The following is an 18,009-nucleotide window of genomic DNA, read 5'->3' on the forward strand; positions in this document are numbered from 1 at the left end:
TATTGTTCCTATAAGTAAATAAATTAACGTTGTTCGATAGTTATGTATTTATATTAATGGTTATTTATTTATGTATAAATAGGGTAATATGTGACTTATTGTCTCATAAAATGGAATAATAGGGTGGAGTTAGATGAATAGGTCAAATAAATTATTAGAAATGACAGTATTTGTAACCGTTGTTGATTGTAATAGCTTTGTTGAGGCTGCAAATAAATTGAATATGTCTAAGCAGGCTGTGTCGCGTTATATTCAATCGTTAGAAGATCGTTTGCAAGTGCGATTGTTGCAACGAACTACCCGGAAAATGGTCATTACTTACGAAGGACAAACGTTTTACTTGCAAGCAAAAGCTATTATTAATGCAACCATAGAGGCAGAAAACGCAATAAGCTTGAATAAAGTAAGTCCCCAAGGTATGCTTCGCATTAATGTACCTGTTAGTTTTGGTATTTTATATTTAGCGCCTTTATGGCAAAAATTTATCGATAAATACCCCAATATAGAGTTGGATATTACACTGTCTGATCGTGTGGTTGACTTACTTGAAGAGGGGTATGATCTTGCTGTTCGAATTAGTCGATTAGAAAACTCATCACTAATTAGTCGAAAACTGGCAACCACACAAATTATCGCAGCAGCTTCACCAGATTATGTTGCCAAATATGGCATGCCTAATCATCCTGATGAATTATTAAATCATAAAATTATTATGTATAGCCAATGGGCTAAAAAAGAACAATGGCATTTTTACAAAGATAATATTTATGACTCAGTTAATTTAAAAGCGAATATTTATTGTAATAATGGCGATACTTGTCGCCAAATTATGTTACAAAATGGCGGTATTTCACTACAACCCGATTTTATTATTGGTCAAGATATTAAAATGAAGAGGTTGGTTCGTGTTTTGCTAGATTATAATGTCGAGGATTTGAATATTTATGCTATTTACCCAAGCCGTAAATTGTTACCACTTAGAACACGTTGTTTAATCGATTTTTTAATCGGTGAACTTAAAGATTACCGAAGGTTAGTTTGTTGAGAAATGGATTACGTATTGTTTGAAATACTTTGTAATATACATATAATGTATCAAAAACTGCATTAAATAGCCTTTTATTATTTTGGTAATAAATTGGGATAATAAATTTAAAAAAATAAATTTAATAAGGAATATAAAATGAGTCTATTTTCCCGTCTATTTAGTCGTTGGGATAATAAAATTCGGCAATCGGATGACATTTTAGTTGCAAATTCTTCTATTGAAAATCCTCTATCTTTGGTAGTGCTATTCAATGACAATCTCTCTTTTAATCGACATAAATTATTAAAAACATTACGCAAAGTCGATTTGTCAATGAAAAACATCCGATTACCATCATCCATTGAACAAATAACTGATGGCGCTGATACCCTTGTGGCATGGGGGCAGCATATTATCAAAATTGTTGGTTTTAATGCCCCTTGTCCTTCCGAAATTTTACAGCCGTGTATTGAAAATAGTCAAAACACGCAAGAGCTTAAGCAACAAGTTTCTAATCACCAAAGCCATGTAATTTTATACTATGTTGGATTTGAAGAGGATTTAGTTGAGCAATATGTTGCTTTAACACAGTTTGCTGTTGGATTTGAATATTGCGATATGAGCGCGCTTATTAATGCAAAGGCTCATCAAATTTTAGCAACACATGTTGCTAGCGCACTGGCAAATGAACAACAAGGTGTCTATTTGTTACGTAATTGTTTACCACTATTTTTTATTGGATTTGTGGAATTTAATGTTGACCATTTTGATGGCGTATGGATGCGTACTTATGGTGCAGACGCTTTTGGTTTGCCCGATTTGGCTATATTAGCCAATAGTTATGAAGATAGCGAGAAGTATATGAACATGTTCAATAATTTATTGCTTTATTTGCGGGATAGTGGGGCAGCGATACAAGCAGGTCATACTACAGAAGATACTGAAGGCAAAAAAATGTTATTACGTAGCCCATCAGCACAAGAATCTTTTTTACAAAATGGTGGAATGGTGTTGGTGATGGAATACCTTGTTGAGTAATCTTCAGCAATAAATCAGATTTATTTATATAACGATTAACATCCTCTTGATAATCATCGATTTTAGAAAAATTTAATATTAAGGAAGAATAAATGAATATTTTTTCACGTCTATTTGGTAAAAAGTCACAGCCACAACAAGCTAGCGGGGCACTAGTTGAAAACCCAGATATTAAGGAAGCATTAGCATTAGGTGTTGTGTTTAAAGGGCAATTTTGTTTTGAGGAAGATAATTTATTAAATAAATTACGCAATATAGATTCATCAATGAAAGACATTCAATGTCAACAGCCATTTGGACAGTTAGATGATGGATGTTATATCTTAGTTGGTTGGGGAAAACATGTGATTAAGCTATTTGGAATCAATGCCCCATATCCTGCTGAGGCTTTAGAAACTTGTGTAGCACCTGCACATTATAATCAGGATATCAAAGCGCAAATTCGCAATAATGATAGCCATTTAATTTTATATTATGTTGGGTATGAGCAAGATGTGCTTGAGCAATACCTAGCTTTAACCCGTTTAGCTGCTGGTTTGGAGGAGTTTAACGCTTTGGCTGTGATTAACGGAAATGGGCATTCTTCGCTACCAATAAATACTATTCGTGGATTGGTTACAGATAAAGGTGGAATTGATAGTTTACGCCATTGCTTACCCTCGTTCTTTTGCGGATTTGTGAAATATGAAGTTGAAGGTGTTAAAGGGGTATGGATGCGTACTTATGGTGCGGATGTTTTTGGCTTACCTGATTTTGCTGTATTAGCCAATAACCATGATGAGGGGGAATATTATTTTGAAATGTTTGGTAATATCCTAGAGTATCTACGTGATAGCGGTGCAACAATGAGTCCAGGCGATACCATGGATGTGGGCGATAATAAAATGATGTCATTACGCGCTCCACAAGATGATGAATACTTTTTGAAAGATCAAGGTCATGTTTTGGTGGTTGAAATAAATAGCAATAATGCAACTGCATAAATACTTAACTTGCCAGCAAAATTAATCTAATAAAATAAACGTCTATTTTTAAATAGTGCGTTTATTTTTTTATATTCATTTTATCACTTAATTTATTGCTTAATTTACTTATCGATAGTGCTAACCCATTATCAAAAATTTATTTTTTCATTGTGAGTACAATATCGCCAGAATTCAGCCTTACCTTTTCGCCATTATATTGGTACTCAGACCACAGGGAAGGGTTATCCGATTCACAGTCATTAATGATTCGATATTCACTATAACCTGTATTACTGCCCAAGATAGGTATAATCTCATTAACAGATCTTTCAATATCATGTTCAGACAAGTAGGTAATTAATTTTTTGACTAATGCTAGTTTGTGTTTTAACTCTGGATTATCTTTATATGATGATTCAATAAAATCAATAATATCTAACATTTATAACCTTTATAAAAATGTAAAACCAAAAAAATGATTTGGGTCAAAAAGTAAATGACCACAGTCTTGACCATTGAAGTAATTTATACTCATTGAGGAAAAGGGTATTGATGAGTATGTTATATCGGTGATAATTACGGCCTGCTCGGTTTTGAATAATTGTGAATAAATTGACATTAATGAAAAATTGTCATCATCATCTAAAGTAAACCATGCTTTAATTTCTGTTAATTCATTATATTGTATAATACCTGCTTCATTTAAATATAACTCAAAAATAACTTTATCAATAATAAAATATAATCTATCATAAAGCGGGTGAAAAATCGGTAGAGTAGCATAATCAACATAGCCAGCGATCATTACATCCTTTAGTTCACCAAGCATTAATCTATCAAAAAATCCCTGCATGATTAACCCTTTTTTTACTTTGTACAATTAACTCAAAAAACGATTCTGTTGTAATCAGCATATCAAGAAAGTTTTTATATTAAAATCAACATTTACGCCATTTATTTTTTCACCTATACTTGTTTAAGCATGTATGGGCAGCTTCTGCCAAAGCCTCAAACCCCACGTACAGCGCCCCCAATCGTGGCGGTGATTGGGTTTTGTTTTCTTATCTTATCGTTTAAATACTTGAACACTAACATGCAGTTGCTCTAAATAATCAAAGTTATCTTATGTAAATGTTGTCACACTCAACTTGCATCATTAACTACTTCAAACATCATCTAAAAGACATCTATTATTTGATAAATAGAATTCACCGATTTCTTGCACATCTTTACCGTCACTTTGTAAAGCTAAAATCGCCAATTTTTTTGATAACTTCTGGCTAAATGAATTGAATAAATACATCAATATACCAAATGTTTGATAATCCTGTTGCCCTAAAATAGGTGTAATATAATTCCAAATATGTTTTTCTAGCCACTGTGTATCGATACTTAAAATAATCTCTTGGCATAATTTTGTATTGCCATCTAAATATCGCATAATGTTGATAATTTCAGGTAATAAGCTTATTTTGATTGCTTCTGGAAATTGTTTGATCAAGTGTAATAACAAGGGATCAAACTTTTGGGTTAAATGTGTTTTAATTAATTCAACGGCTTTAGGCTGATTAGCTAATAAATAGAGTTTATTTAATAAATTATCCTGTAGATTAATGCAGTCGGTTAAAAACTGATTTATATCATTAAATGAGTGCATATTTTGGGTTACCTGTTTTATCTATGATGTTGCTCAAAGTTTTATCTGGCAAAACCATATCCAATTATCATGATGAAAATAGAATGCAATATTGTTATCAGGGCAGATAAGTAGGCTATCATCATGAATATTATCTAGACAATGGGTTGATATTTCTATCCCATTGGTATAGGCATCATAATAATATCCTGATTTAATGGTATAGTGCTTTATAATTTGAGTAAATTTTTCAAAAGCATTGTTATCAATTCTTACACAATGGTGATTCAAATGTTTATCAAGATGTTTGATGTTATTGGCAAATTTCTGCCACTTTCCATTAATTAGAAAGTGATATCGTTGTTTTTTATCTTTCTTTATAAAGTTGTTTATAAAAAAATTTAGATGATTCATAGTATATTGAATATCAAGTTATGATTTGACGTTTATATATTGCCATTTTATCTTAAAAAATACCTTTTAATTGCTTTTTTGATATTTTGATCTGTTTAGCGATGACTTCTACGTAGAATGAATCACTTTGAATAATGTAATGCCAATAGTCACCGCGATCATATTGTTGCCAATTAGGGAAATGAGATTGTCGTTCATTGACTAATTGCTCAAGCCATGATGATTCAGGGATAACCCAATAACAAGAATTAACATCATCGCTATCACAATGGCTGTAGTAAGTGCACTGTTTGTTTCGTTCAAAACGCATTGCCCAAACATTAGAAAACTGGAATATACCCGTAAATTTAGAATACTTTGCAGGTTTATACCATATTTTACAATAGGCGGTTAACGTATCGCCTTTGGAATTTATGACAATGTCATCGTTGGGGGCTTGCCAAAAAGGAAGTTCAATGGGATAGGCATGATCTTTGGCTTGTGAGCATTGATAAGTGATACCATGATTGGTTAAGGTGGTTTGAATATACTCATCGTGGCTCTTAAGATATTCATCTTCCGTTATCATAAAGGTAAGAATATAAGATGGACTAAGAACAATATCAAAAATGCGATCGATTTTGTCATAAACCACTATAGTAAAATCATTTAACTTAGCTTTAGCGATACTGCTATCATTTTTGTAGGTGAATGTACTGTTAAAGGCTTGCGCAAGCTTGGCTAATAGTTGCTCAAATGAGCAATCCTCATTAATTAACAATCTTAACCATTTTTGGGGCGTATTCATCTGTTCCTGCTTAGCACTATTACTCTGCGATTAATTTAAGGCTGAACCGGTAAAAATATTCGCCAGTTTGCCAATAATATTTATCAATTTTAATCTTTTTGGGGATGAATTGTTAGGCTAATCTTATTTTTTATTATTTGAATAATTTTATTAAACGATTATTTTAAATTGAAGATAGCACTGAAAGTTGATTGATAGTTTTGCTATTTACTAATTTGTTAACGCTATCTATGCATAGATTGTCATAGGTAGGATTTTTGTTTCTGTTAAATCTAAATCACCATATAACAAATATGCGTGGATATTGATATTATAACGTTTTCTCAAATTAGCATTTAATTAATCGCGCAACTATTTAAAAAATAGCAGTGCGACGCGTAAGTCGCACCGTTATTGCTTATATTATTGTTAGTGTCGTTGAATCGATTTAAATTTTTCTGTCGTTTGCTTTAATGCAATTTCTGTTGGTAAACGCTCCATCGAGCTTGCGCCATAAAATCCATTACAATCAGGACAATTTTTTAAGATATATTCAGCATCTTCTGGAGTAGCAATAGGGCCACCATGACATAAAATAATAATGTCTGGACGAATAGCTTTAGCCGCTTTTGCCCATTGATTGATTAACGGCACACAGTCAGCTAGTTTCAGTGCCGTTTCTGCACCAATACTTCCACCTGTTGTTAGTCCCATATGGGGTACTAAAATATCTGCACCCGCTTTAGCCATATCGATCGCATTTTGTTCGCTAAATACATAAGGTGTTGTAAGCAGATCTTTTGCATGTGCTTTGCGAATCATTTCAACTTCTAAAGCGTATCCCATTCCTGTTTCTTCTAGGTTTGCTCTGAAGTTACCATCAATAAGCCCAACAGTTGGAAAGTTCTGTACGCCAGCAAATCCCGTTTCCTTTAATTGATCTAAAAATTGGTCAAATTGACAAAAAGGATCTGTGCCATTTACACCCGCTAGCACCGGCGTATGTTTGATTACCGGCAATACTTCTTTAGCCATATCCATTACAATTTCGTTAGCATTGCCATAAGCAAGTAATCCAGCTAATGAACCTCTACCAGCCATACGGTAACGTCCAGAATTATAAATAACAATAAGATCGATACCACCAGCTTCTTCACATTTTGCTGATAATCCTGTACCTGCACCACCACCTATAATTGGTTGACCTTTAGCAATCATATCGTGGAATTTTTTTAACAATTGAGTTCGTTGACTACTCATTATATTCTCCAAATATTTATTTCATTATCTTTGTAAATTCGTTGATGATCAGATCACAAAACTGCGGTGAGTTTATATGATAGGAGGTTTTTATTAACTTTCTTTTTTCAGTTTGGATAAAGGTTTTTTCAAATTCATCAATAAATGCTTGATTAGCTTTTGGTGACCAAAAAGCACCATCTTCAATATCTAAAGCCGAAAATCCACCTTCAGGAATAATAAAAGTGACATAACCTTGGCATTGATTAAGTTTATTTGCGATCCAATTAGCCATTTTTTTGTTTTCTTCTGGCGTTGTTCGCATTAAGGTCACTTGTGGATTATGTGGATAAAACAGACGATCTTTATATTTTTGTGGGATAGTATCAGGGCTAGCAAAATTTACCATATCAAGTGCGCCACACGATCCAATATAAGGTATTTGGCTTCTGGCAATGGCACCAAAACGGTCTTCATCACAAGCTAAAACGCCATCGAATAAATAATCACCTACTTCAGTTGTTGTGATATCAAGTACCCCATGCAATAAATGGCTATCAGTGAGTTTTTCCATCGCTTTGCCACCACTGCCTGTAGCATGAAAAACCAAGCAATCATATTGATCGTGTAATTTATCTGATACCGATTGAACACATGTCGTTGTGACACCAAACATAGTCAATCCAATGGCAGGCTTATCTTCAATCGTATCTTGGGCTTTAAATAGAACCGAGCCAGCAATAAAGTTAGCCGCATTGGTTAAAACTTTTCTTGATATAACATTAATTCCAGCAATATCAGTAACCGAATACATCATTGCAATATCACTTGCACCAATATAACCCGAAATATCGCCAGATGCCATTGTTGATACCATCAGTTTAGGAATTCCAACAGCGAGTGATTGCATAGCAGGAGTAATTAATGCTGTTCCACCTGAACCACCTAAACCCAGTATGGCTTCTACATCATTTTGAGCCATCAAAAATAATTTGAACGCATCAGCCATTGCAACAATTGCTTTGCCTCTATCGCCGCAAAAAACAGCTTGTTTACCATTTGGATGGTAACTAGCAACGGTTTCTGCGACGATAGCGGCTAAATGATTATATTGATGAGGTTGTGTAGAAATATCGACAATTTTACAGTTGAGTTTTTTCAAATCGAGAAGATTTTTGATATAAACGATTTCTTCCCTTTTTGTATCTAATGTTGTAACTAAATAAATTGTACGAGTTGATGCCATTTATTATTCCTAAATAAGTTAATTAGGTAGATACTTGTAACAAAAGGATGATGAATTGTCATACATTACATATCAAAAATAAGACTTAAGTCTCATTTTTTGTGGGGTGATAAATTTTAACTAATTTATTAAAATGCGGTATCATGTTTACGATTACTACAAATTAAAGATATATCAATGATTCAAAAGACTTTAGTACCTTCCTCAATATATACTGGCGTAAAAAAACGGACTTATGAACGTTTAATTAATACTGCATTAGAAGCATTAGAACAGGGCTGTGAACTCACTATAACCGAACTTGCTGATAAATCTGGTATATCCCGAGCAACCGCATACCGCTATTTTCCGACACAAAGTGCTTTAATTACAGCTGTGGTTGAAAGTTCATTAGAACCTATTTTTAGTTGGCGATCAAAAAAACAAAATGCAGAAGAACGTATTCATGATTTTTTAGCTTTTGCTTTTCCACAAATGTTAAAACATGAAGGGGCATTGCGTGCTGCGATAAAGGTCTCATTACAACAATGGGCAACAGAACGAGCCTCATTATCACCACAAACCGAAAACTTGGTGCGGGGTAATCGCAAAGAAATCCTTTCAACACTATTGTTACCTCTTAAAACTGAACTGCCTGAAGAACTTTATGATAAAGTAATTTATGCTATTTCAATCATTTATGGCTCTGAAATATTTATGATGTTTAAAGATATCTGGAAGCTTGATGATCAGTCTGTAATATCGCTATCGCAATGGATAGCTAAAGCAATCATTAATCAAGCCAAACAAGATGCGTCGAAAATTTGATTGGATATCGAAAATAACTCAGCGCCACAATTTTGCTTAGTCATTATTCTATTATAAAAATCAAGAGATTTTATAAAAAAGCAGACAATATAAAATGATGATTCATCTCTATTTAGATATTTGAAGTAGGAAACTATAGTGAAAAAGTTTGTTTTTATTCTCATTTTTTGTCTTTATGGTTGTGCGCACAAGCAATTACAAAGCTTGCCTAGTCATGATACGATTATAAAATTAATTGTTGATGAAAGTGCTGGGGTTATTGCCGAATCAAAGGAATACTCTTACCAATTTACTAGCCATGATGCAATTAAAGAACTCAAAAGCTATCGTGGATTTTTGTCTGAAACTAAAGATGATATTGAAAGTGTATCAATTAGATTTTATCAAGAAAGTTTAAGTGATGAAATTATTGCTCGATATAGTAGTTTTATCTCAGAAACAAAAATCTTAAACAATAAAAACTTATTGGCAAAATATAAATCAAAATTAATTTTGAAAGATGGTTATTATCAAGTGCACTTTAAAATTAAAGGAAAAGTCTATAAACAAGCCAATACGATATCCGATCAATATTTATTGCCAAAACCAATTAAAGTATCAGTTAGACCAAAGCATGAACTAGACTCAAATGATGATATTACTGGCGACGTAGCCGGGTTAATTATATTACCAATTGTTGTTCCACTGATGATGATTGGCTGTTTTATCGGTCCTTGTTAAACAGCATGTAAAGCTAAATTTGAATCATGATTTATTAACTCAATTAAAGCGAGCCATTAAAATTTATTGCATTAACTTATTTAATATTAATTTTATACTGAAATTATTCAATAAATGGCTATTTTAAGTTAACATCATAAAAGCTGAACATTTAATAATGTTCAGCTTTTATTGACAATATTTATGATGATTTTAACAACGTTAATAATAGCGTATTCACGTTCAAATTTCACATTCTAAAATCGAAAAAATTTACATTTATCTTGCTAGCAATATTCTTGTATTTAGTGGTATTGAATGGATTGTTTAAATTGTTCATCGTGAACCAAAAGTAAGCAGGTATTACTTGATAATACCGCTTGTTGTAAGCGTTGTTTGTCGTGTTCATTAAGATCGTTAATGCAAGCAACGATATAACTACAGGTTTTGCTTCGTAAAGCCTTTTCTATCGTCGATATTAAATTTTCATTTTTTAAATTACTTAAATGAATAACTTTTTGTTTGTCGAGTCCAGCAGTATTGATCCATGCACGTTTTAACATTGGCCGATTTGATAGCCATAATTGCCATTTTTTAGCTTTATTCAATGATTTTAATAAAGGTCGCTGTTGTTGTAACAGTTGTTGGAAAGGCGATTCAAAGTGAATAGCCATAAGTTGTTGCGATGAATGTTCAATTAACATAATAACCTCGATACTGTTTTTATATACAGTGTATATTAATACAGTGTTTTGCCGTTGTAAACTCTATTTATGAACATTTTTTGTATTATTTATAAATAGTACAACATCACGGACGCAACCATTGATATGACAAGATTCCTAAAAAAGTTGTTAAAACTGATCCAACAACATGTATAAATATTGTTGTTAATCCCCAAAATATTCGGCCTCCTTGTAAAAAGTTAACAATTTCGGCTGAAAAAGTTGAAAAGGTTGACAGACCACCACAAAAACCCGTTATCACAAGTAATCGCCATTCGGCTGAAAGATTAGAGTGATTAAAGAAAGCAATAGCAAAGCCAATAATATAACCTGCAATTAAATTAGACAGTAGTGTGCCTAGCGGAATTGCAAAAGCAATAATATTCAATTTAAGCGATAAAAACCAACGCAATAAACCACCTGCCACAGAGCCAACTGAAATGGCTAAAATAAGTTTCAACATAGATAATCCTTAATTAGCAAAAACGAAATCTAACCGCATTAAGATAAAATGCAGCCTTTTACTTACAATAATTAACACGTTAAGGTAAACATCACATTAATTAACAAAAAATTTAGTTATGATTATAACGATAGAAGATAGAAACGAATATCGTTTTATCCAAGTTTTATTTTTGTGTTTATTGAATAATAATAAATAAAGTCAGGACTTAATATGATTTGCCTATACAATTAATTTAATCATTAGGAAATTATGATTTGATTAGGCTAAAATAGCCATTAAAAATTGATATAGCAAAGGGGGAAATATTGTGTTTACAGGAATTGTACAAGGAGTGGGTCAAATTATTGATATTAAAGATCAAGATAAATTAAGAACATATAAAGTCAAATTACCGCATCAATTAACCGATAAAATTGAAATTGGTGCTTCAATAGCCAATGATGGCTGTTGTTTAACTGTGACAGGCTTTGATAAAGATGTCGTATCTTTTGATATTATGGAAGAAACCCTAGCATTGACTACATTAGGTGATAAAAAAATCAATGATTACGTCAATATCGAGCGTAGCGCCAAATATGGTGACGAAATTGGTGGACATGTGATGTCTGGGCATATCTCTTGCACCGCAACCATTATTGATATTCAAAAAACCGCAACAAACTGCCATATGGCGTTAAAGTTGCCACCACAATTTAGCAAATATGTATTATATAAAGGCTTTATTGGAATCGACGGCGCTAGTTTGACCGTTGGCGAAGTTAACGATAATTGCTTCCATATCCATTTAATTCCTGAAACACTTACAATTACCACATTAGACGCTAAAAAAGTCGGAGATAAAGTCAACATTGAAATTGACTCACAAACTCAAGCCATTGTTGATACTGTTGAACGAGTATTAGCCGCAAGAGAATGATAATATTAATCGAATTTGTGTCATATTTAAGCTAATTTGTGCTGATTATAGATTGAAAATTCCTTATGATGGCTTTTATTTAATAGTCAAAAGAGGCTAACATGCGTATTTTGTACAAAGCGAAAGCCATTATTTATAGTACATTATTATTGAGCACAAGTTGCAGTTATGCGGCACAATTACAATTAACTAGCACTGATCTTATCGATAAAGGGTTTACTGCTCGGTTTATATCCAATCCATTTGGTTGCCAAGGCGAAAATATATCTCCGCAAATTTCATGGCAAAATCTACCCAAAGCGACAAAAAGTTTAGTATTAACTATGTATGATCCTGATGCACCAACGGGTTCTGGTTGGTGGCATTGGGTGATTGTTAATATTCCTGTACAAACGCCGTTTATTAAACAATCAGCAGGAAATAATCCCAATTTATTACCTAAAGGAAGTAGGTTAGTACGTAATGATTTTGGCGTGATAAATTACGGTGGTCCATGTCCTCCGCTAAATTCGACTCATCGATATCAATTTACACTTTATGCACTAGACATTGATCACATTGAGGTTGATGAACAAACCACACCAGCTCTAATTGGTTTTATTGCTAATTCGCATCAAATAGCGAAGGCAGATATGATTTACTCCTACTCACGTTGATATTGGTTAATAGGCTATTAGGATTATGGATTTTGCTTCAATTGGTCGAGTGACTTATATAACACAACGTTGCAATCAAACCCTAAAGCAGATTCAAAGCAATGATCCTATGATTGTCTATGTCATAAATGGCGAAAAACAGATTGAATGTGAGGGCGAATATTTTAAGGTAAAAACAGGTCAATTAGTCCTAATTCCAGCAGGTAATTTAATGAATATAAATAATTTTTATATTGATGATAAGGATTATCAAGCCATCTGTTATTCTTGGCATGCACAGTTAATAGACCAATTTGCTTTATCTCATCTTTATCAGAGTAGTCAAATTCTTAAAAAAATTAAAGTTGAAACAATATTACCTGAAACTTTTATTACTCGATTGATACAGATTAAAACAGAATTATTGACACATAACCAATGCAATTCTAATCTTGTTAAACATTTATTTATTGAATTATTAATCAGATTATCTGCATTTGGTGTGTATTTTCCCCTGAATAATAACCCAAAAATTAGCCAAAAAATTCGAGAAATTATTAACCAGCAGCCAGACAAAAAGTGGCAGGCAGCAGAAATTGCTAAACAATTTGCTATGAGCGAATCAACTTTAAGGCGACATCTTGCTTTAGAAGGATATAATTTATCCAAAATTATCTTAGATATAAGAATGAATTTTGGTTTAATGCTGTTACAAACTACCCAAAAAACGATCCTACAAATTGCCCAAGAAGTGGGATATGAATCAGGCTCTCGTTTTGCTTTTTACTTTAAACAACGTTTTGGGTTTTCACCAAAGAGGCTACGTTAGTCAATTTTTTATCGCTAACATTTAATTTTATTTATTGAATTATTTTTTATGCATGTTCATTACCATGGTTTATCAAATCACTGTATATAGCGACAAAGTTCTTACAGGTTGTCAATTATTTTCTCATAGTAATCAATTTTTATGATATAAAGTTTACAAGTGTTAAGCCAATTGATACGATCTATATCTAGTTATTTTTTATATTTATCAATTATGCTTTATCTTATTTTTGTAACAATTATTTGGTCATTCTCATTTAGTTTTATTGCGGTTTATTTAAGTGGACAAGTGGATTCTTGGTTTGCTGTTGTGATGCGAGTGCTACTTGCCTTTATGACTTTTATTCCATTTTTACGTTTTAAAAATATTTCTTTTAAGCAGATGTTGCTTTTAATGGGAGTGGGGGCATGTCAATTAGGGATTATGTACTTTTTTTATTATAATTCTTTTCAATATATTTCGGTGCCTGAAGTCCTGTTATTTACTATTTTTACACCAATTTATGTCACAGTTATTTATGATTTATTGCAGCATCATTCATTAAGACTTAGCTATCTTTTAATGGCAATTATTGCGGTAGTTGGCGCGGCTATTATTCGCTATGATCATATTAGTGCTAATTTTATTATTGGTTTTTTATTGATCCAGGGCGCTAATATCGTTTTTGCATTAGGTCAAGTAGGATATAAAAGGATTATGGAAGTTTATCCAATGCCCCAACATCAAGCTTTTGCGTGGGTTTATTTAGGGGCTGTGGTTGTTGCTATTTTAGGCTGGCTGTTGTTTGGTGATGCATCAAAATTACCAACAATTAGTTTGCAATGGGGAATTATTATTTGGCTTGGCGTAGTTGCTTCTGGTGTGTGTTATTTTTTGTGGAATTATGGTGCAACTAAAGTGGATTCGGGCACTTTGGCTATTATGAATAATATGGTTATTCCAACAGGGATTTTGGTGAATGTGGTGATTTGGCACCAATCACTAGACTGGGTACGCTTTATATTAGGTAGTGTAGTCATTATGTTGGCACTACTGCTACACTACAAAGTTAAAAATCGCTCATTAAGTTAAAAACAATAATCTGTAGGAATTACTCGCGTTATTGACAGTAATTTGAGAAACGACCGTCATAAATAGACATAAAAACAGAACTAACACCAAATCAAAGATTGGCGATATGGGCTTATATTATAAAGAAAAATAACCGCCACTGATTTGGCTAAACGTTTTGGTGAGTCGTCCGACCATTTGTAACCTGCTAAAAAAACCTGATTGAAGCTATTTGTCTTCTTAACCGGTAACAACAAGTGTTATAAAAACATCAATTATGTCGTTAAATATCTGATTAAAATTGAAAAATAGATTAAAGAGCTATTAAGACGGCAAGCCAAACATTCATTTTTCAGGTGATATGTTTTGTAAAAAATATTCAGGATTCTATACCGTTTGGTGATTAATTAAGACTCTGCAGTATCTTATTTATTAGGTTCAAAAGATAGAAAGTGATTTATTCACTTTTATAATATGGTTAAACCAAATAAGTTGATTTTAAGTAAAACGCATTATGCATTGTTAGCGGATGATTTGAATCATGAAGTGTAAGCAATCTGGTGTTTTGCTACAAATAAGCGTTTAAGGTAAATGTGTCATAATTGATAAAATTAACGGTGTTGTAATAGAAGATAGCGTCGTTGATATTAATAAGCTTGAAGCAATAGGACCTTGCAACACTTCAAACTGCCTTGCCATCATATAACAATTTATCGCAATTGAAACCGAACTGAGTAATACCACCACTTGCAATTCTAAACTTGGTAGTCCGATGAGCTTACCTACAATATAAGTAACAATAGGTAACACAGTCAATTTTAATGTGCAGATAGCTGTTGTAATTAAAAGTTTATCGCGAATTTTATATTCAGCCAGTCCCATTCCTAAAACAATTAATGAAAGAGGTGCTGTCATCTCACTCACCATTTTGGTTGATTTATCGATAAAGTTAGGTAACGGTAAACCAATAAAATTCACTACAATGCCTGTAAAAATTCCAATAATAATGGGATTTTTTGAAACATTTTTAAAGGCTTTAACAAGCCCTTTAGTTGAACATTTTCCCATTTGCACAAATTCAATAGAAACCGTCGCAAGCGTCCATAAAATTAACGCATTAAAGATAACGATAATGGCAACAATGGGGATAGCATTATCGCCTAATAACATTTTAATAATAGGAATACCAACAAACACGGTATTGGTGTAAATACTACCCATAGCAAACATTGTACTTTCTGAACCATTTAACTTAAATAATTTAGATGCAATTAGGCAACCAATCGCAAAGACAATAAAGGATCCTCCAAAAAAGACTAATAACAGTTTTATATCGATTTGCGAATGTTCAGAAAAATGGCTCATGATCTGAAATAGCATGATGGGAAATGCAATATAAAAGGTAAATTTGGTTAAACTATCGGTGACTGTTTTTTGCCAACGACCTAGTTTAACTGCTAAAAAACCTAATAAAATTAGCATAAAAAGGGGCAGGGTAGATAAAAACTGCGCCCATAATGTAGTCAGAAATTCCATAGTTATTATTTTATTGATGATTGCGTATGAAGTACCATTCTAAGTCAGTTGAGCGTTTTGAATCAAATTGATAGCCCTCTAGATTAAAACTTTTAATATCGTCACTCTTTTCAATGCAATTTTTTATAATGTATCGACTCATCAGTCCGCGTGCTTTTTTAGCATAAAAACTGATAACTTTATAGGTATCTTTGCTTTGATCTAAAAAGATGGGCTGAATAATAGTTGCGTTTAATTGTTTTGGTTTGATCGCTTTGAAATATTCGTTTGAGGCTAAATTGATTAATGTGCGATGTGATGATTTGGCTAGTTCGCTATTAAGGTGTTGAGTTAATTTATCGCTCCAAAATTGATAAAGATTAGTGTTATCGCCATTTTTTAAGCGGATCCCCATTTCTAAACGATAAGGTTGAATTAGGTCAAGTGGTCTTAAAATACCATAAAGACCCGATAATATTCTTAAATGAGATTGTGCAAACTTTAGATCTTTATCAGTAAAATCTTCAACATGTAATCCTTCGTAAACATCACCTTTAAAAGCAAGTATGGCTTGTCTTGCATTTTCAAGATTAAAATCACTATGCCAATTTTTGAATCTTTCATAATTAAGTTCGGCTAATTTTTCGCTAATAGACATTAAATTAGTCAAATTCTCAACACTTAATTTTTGGCAATCTTCAATGAGTATTTTAGTTGAGTTAATAAATTGAGGTAATGTATGATTTTGGGTTAATAATGGTGATTGGTAATCCAAAGTTTTTGCTGGAGAAATAATTGTTATCATAACGTATATAGCCTATTGTATTTTGCAATAAATAGGTTTATTTTACATCTAATTCAATCCAAAGGAGTAGCAAAATGAACATCGATAAAAAAGAAATACATGATATTAAATCTTGGGCTTCTGTTCGTGAAACCTCGATTGAAATTGCAGAGGCGATTTTTGAGCTAGCTAACCATGATGAAAAACTTGCCGAACAAATTTGGTCGGAAGGTAATGATGAAGTGTTGAAACTTGCGTTTTCTAAAACTAAAGCCGATAAGTTGTTCTGGGGTGAGCAAACTATTGAGCGTAAAAATGTTTAAATCTTTATGAATTTAACTTTCTTAGGGACAAGTGCTGGTTCCCCAACAGCAGAGCGCAATGTAAGTAGTATGGTGCTTGATCTTAGACAAAATAGGGGGAAGTTATGGCTTTTTGATTGTGGCGAGACAACTCAGATGCAAATGCAAAAAGCCAAATTTAGCCTTGCTAAACTTGAGATCATTTTTTTAACGCATTTACATGGTGATCATGTATTTGGGCTACCGGGCGTTTTAACATCCCGTTCTTTGATGCAAAATCAATCACCTTTAACATTGATTGCTCCGAAAGGAATTAAGCAGCTTGTCGAAACAGTTATTGAAATTAGCTATTCTTGGTTAACCTATCCGCTCAATATTATTGAACTTGAAGAAAACGGTATTGTTTTTGAAGATAATCAGTTTCAAGTTGAAGCAAAGTTATTACAACATCGTGTGCCGTGTTTTGGTTATCGTATTATTGAAAAAGATCTACCAGCTCAGCTTGATATCGATAAATTAAAGCAAGCTAATATTCAGGTTGGTTCTTATTATAGTGATCTAAAAAAAGGTAAAACGGTAACTTTAGATGATGGGCGCATTATTCGTGGAGTTGATTATCAAAGTAAAGTAAAAAAAGGCAAAAAGTTGGCTATTTTAGGTGATACCATACCTTGCCAAGCATCGATTGAGCTTGCTAATAATGTGGATTTGCTTGTTCATGAAGCAACACAAGAAAACGCACTAAAAGATAAAGCACTCGAACGTGGGCATTCTACAACCACTCATGCCGCAACCATTGCCAAACAAGCCAATGCCAAGCGGCTTATTATGACTCATATAAGCCCTAGATATAGTTTGAATGATAATAAAAAGCTAGTTAATGAAGCAAAAAGTGTCTTTGTTAATACTGAAATTGCTACCGATTTTGCAACCTTTCACGTTTAATTAAT

The 18,009-nt window shown here is 32.8% G+C and carries 21 protein-coding genes; 11 read left to right on the plus strand and 10 right to left on the minus strand.

Going from position 1 to position 18,009, the window contains the following annotated elements:
• The first annotated feature begins 133 nt into the window (after window positions 1-133).
• The 3 genes from ACYIAM_RS09310 (at window position 134) to ACYIAM_RS09320 (ending at window position 3,048) form a co-directional block, all read left to right on the plus strand.
• A complete protein-coding gene (locus ACYIAM_RS09310; protein ID WP_483748061.1) occupies window positions 134-1,045 on the plus strand; it encodes a LysR family transcriptional regulator in 912 nt (303 codons plus the stop codon).
• A 138-nt stretch (window positions 1,046-1,183) separates the two neighbouring features.
• Window positions 1,184-2,065 (plus strand): DUF4261 domain-containing protein, encoded by an 882-nt coding sequence (locus tag ACYIAM_RS09315; protein WP_483748062.1) that lies wholly within the window; start codon window positions 1,184-1,186, stop codon window positions 2,063-2,065.
• A gap of 92 nt (window positions 2,066-2,157) precedes the next feature.
• Window positions 2,158-3,048 carry a DUF4261 domain-containing protein gene (locus tag ACYIAM_RS09320; RefSeq protein WP_483748063.1) on the plus strand — a complete coding sequence of 297 codons (891 nt, stop codon included), beginning with the start codon at window positions 2,158-2,160 and terminating at the stop codon, window positions 3,046-3,048.
• A gap of 139 nt (window positions 3,049-3,187) precedes the next feature.
• Here ACYIAM_RS09320 and ACYIAM_RS09325 read toward each other — a convergent pair whose 3' ends face one another.
• From ACYIAM_RS09325 to ACYIAM_RS09350, 6 genes are all read right to left on the minus strand, one after another.
• Window positions 3,188-3,472 carry a hypothetical protein gene (locus ACYIAM_RS09325; protein ID WP_483748064.1) on the minus strand — a complete coding sequence of 95 codons (285 nt, stop codon included), beginning with the start codon at window positions 3,470-3,472 and terminating at the stop codon, window positions 3,188-3,190.
• Window positions 3,473-3,481: 9 nt separating this feature from the next.
• A complete protein-coding gene (locus ACYIAM_RS09330) occupies window positions 3,482-3,883 on the minus strand; it encodes a hypothetical protein (protein ID WP_483748065.1) in 402 nt (133 codons plus the stop codon).
• Window positions 3,884-4,195: 312 nt separating this feature from the next.
• Window positions 4,196-4,687 (minus strand): hypothetical protein, encoded by a 492-nt coding sequence (locus ACYIAM_RS09335; protein WP_483748066.1) that lies wholly within the window; start codon window positions 4,685-4,687, stop codon window positions 4,196-4,198.
• A gap of 445 nt (window positions 4,688-5,132) precedes the next feature.
• The gene (locus tag ACYIAM_RS09340) at window positions 5,133-5,867 is read right to left on the minus strand and encodes a hypothetical protein (protein WP_483748067.1); all 735 of its coding nucleotides are present in this window, start codon (window positions 5,865-5,867) and stop codon (window positions 5,133-5,135) included.
• Window positions 5,868-6,275: 408 nt separating this feature from the next.
• Window positions 6,276-7,106, minus strand: coding sequence for a phosphoenolpyruvate hydrolase family protein (locus tag ACYIAM_RS09345; RefSeq protein WP_483748068.1), 831 nt, complete (start codon window positions 7,104-7,106; stop codon window positions 6,276-6,278).
• A gap of 16 nt (window positions 7,107-7,122) precedes the next feature.
• Window positions 7,123-8,331 carry a Tm-1-like ATP-binding domain-containing protein gene (locus ACYIAM_RS09350; RefSeq protein WP_483748069.1) on the minus strand — a complete coding sequence of 403 codons (1,209 nt, stop codon included), beginning with the start codon at window positions 8,329-8,331 and terminating at the stop codon, window positions 7,123-7,125.
• Window positions 8,332-8,508: 177 nt separating this feature from the next.
• Between ACYIAM_RS09350 and ACYIAM_RS09355 the strand changes: the two genes are divergently transcribed.
• A complete protein-coding gene (locus tag ACYIAM_RS09355; RefSeq protein ID WP_483748070.1) occupies window positions 8,509-9,138 on the plus strand; it encodes a TetR/AcrR family transcriptional regulator in 630 nt (209 codons plus the stop codon).
• Between the two features lie 138 nt (window positions 9,139-9,276).
• Complete coding sequence (locus ACYIAM_RS09360; protein ID WP_483748071.1) at window positions 9,277-9,858, plus strand: hypothetical protein; 582 nt, start codon at window positions 9,277-9,279, stop codon at window positions 9,856-9,858.
• 284 nt (window positions 9,859-10,142) lie between these two features.
• Here ACYIAM_RS09360 and ACYIAM_RS09365 read toward each other — a convergent pair whose 3' ends face one another.
• Window positions 10,143-10,541 (minus strand): SulA-like leucine-rich domain-containing protein, encoded by a 399-nt coding sequence (locus ACYIAM_RS09365; protein WP_174797443.1) that lies wholly within the window; start codon window positions 10,539-10,541, stop codon window positions 10,143-10,145.
• 106 nt (window positions 10,542-10,647) lie between these two features.
• A complete protein-coding gene (gene crcB / locus ACYIAM_RS09370) occupies window positions 10,648-11,025 on the minus strand; it encodes a fluoride efflux transporter CrcB (RefSeq protein ID WP_483748072.1) in 378 nt (125 codons plus the stop codon).
• A gap of 310 nt (window positions 11,026-11,335) precedes the next feature.
• Between crcB and ACYIAM_RS09375 the strand changes: the two genes are divergently transcribed.
• From ACYIAM_RS09375 to ACYIAM_RS09390, 4 genes are all read left to right on the plus strand, one after another.
• Window positions 11,336-11,944 (plus strand): riboflavin synthase subunit alpha, encoded by a 609-nt coding sequence (locus ACYIAM_RS09375; protein ID WP_483748073.1) that lies wholly within the window; start codon window positions 11,336-11,338, stop codon window positions 11,942-11,944.
• Between the two features lie 101 nt (window positions 11,945-12,045).
• Window positions 12,046-12,600 carry a YbhB/YbcL family Raf kinase inhibitor-like protein gene (locus ACYIAM_RS09380; protein ID WP_483748074.1) on the plus strand — a complete coding sequence of 185 codons (555 nt, stop codon included), beginning with the start codon at window positions 12,046-12,048 and terminating at the stop codon, window positions 12,598-12,600.
• Window positions 12,601-12,625: 25 nt separating this feature from the next.
• The gene (locus tag ACYIAM_RS09385; protein WP_174797439.1) at window positions 12,626-13,408 is read left to right on the plus strand and encodes an AraC family transcriptional regulator; all 783 of its coding nucleotides are present in this window, start codon (window positions 12,626-12,628) and stop codon (window positions 13,406-13,408) included.
• A gap of 213 nt (window positions 13,409-13,621) precedes the next feature.
• On the plus strand, window positions 13,622-14,479 hold the full coding sequence (locus ACYIAM_RS09390) for a carboxylate/amino acid/amine transporter (RefSeq protein ID WP_483748090.1): 858 nt from the start codon (window positions 13,622-13,624) through the stop codon (window positions 14,477-14,479).
• Window positions 14,480-15,040: 561 nt separating this feature from the next.
• Here the strand turns inward: ACYIAM_RS09390 and ACYIAM_RS09395 are convergent.
• The gene (locus ACYIAM_RS09395) at window positions 15,041-15,994 is read right to left on the minus strand and encodes an AEC family transporter (protein ID WP_483748075.1); all 954 of its coding nucleotides are present in this window, start codon (window positions 15,992-15,994) and stop codon (window positions 15,041-15,043) included.
• A 10-nt stretch (window positions 15,995-16,004) separates the two neighbouring features.
• Window positions 16,005-16,778, minus strand: coding sequence for a peroxide stress protein YaaA (yaaA, locus tag ACYIAM_RS09400; protein ID WP_483748076.1), 774 nt, complete (start codon window positions 16,776-16,778; stop codon window positions 16,005-16,007).
• 74 nt (window positions 16,779-16,852) lie between these two features.
• Here yaaA and ACYIAM_RS09405 point away from each other — a divergent pair, with 74 nt between their 5' ends.
• A complete protein-coding gene (locus tag ACYIAM_RS09405; RefSeq protein WP_174797431.1) occupies window positions 16,853-17,080 on the plus strand; it encodes a YccJ family protein in 228 nt (75 codons plus the stop codon).
• Between the two features lie 6 nt (window positions 17,081-17,086).
• Entirely contained in the window at window positions 17,087-18,004 is a 918-nt protein-coding gene (rnz, locus tag ACYIAM_RS09410; RefSeq protein WP_483748077.1) for a ribonuclease Z, read from the plus strand.
• Window positions 18,005-18,009: the final 5 nt, after the last annotated feature.

The organism is Gilliamella sp. X-60, from assembly GCF_057063585.1.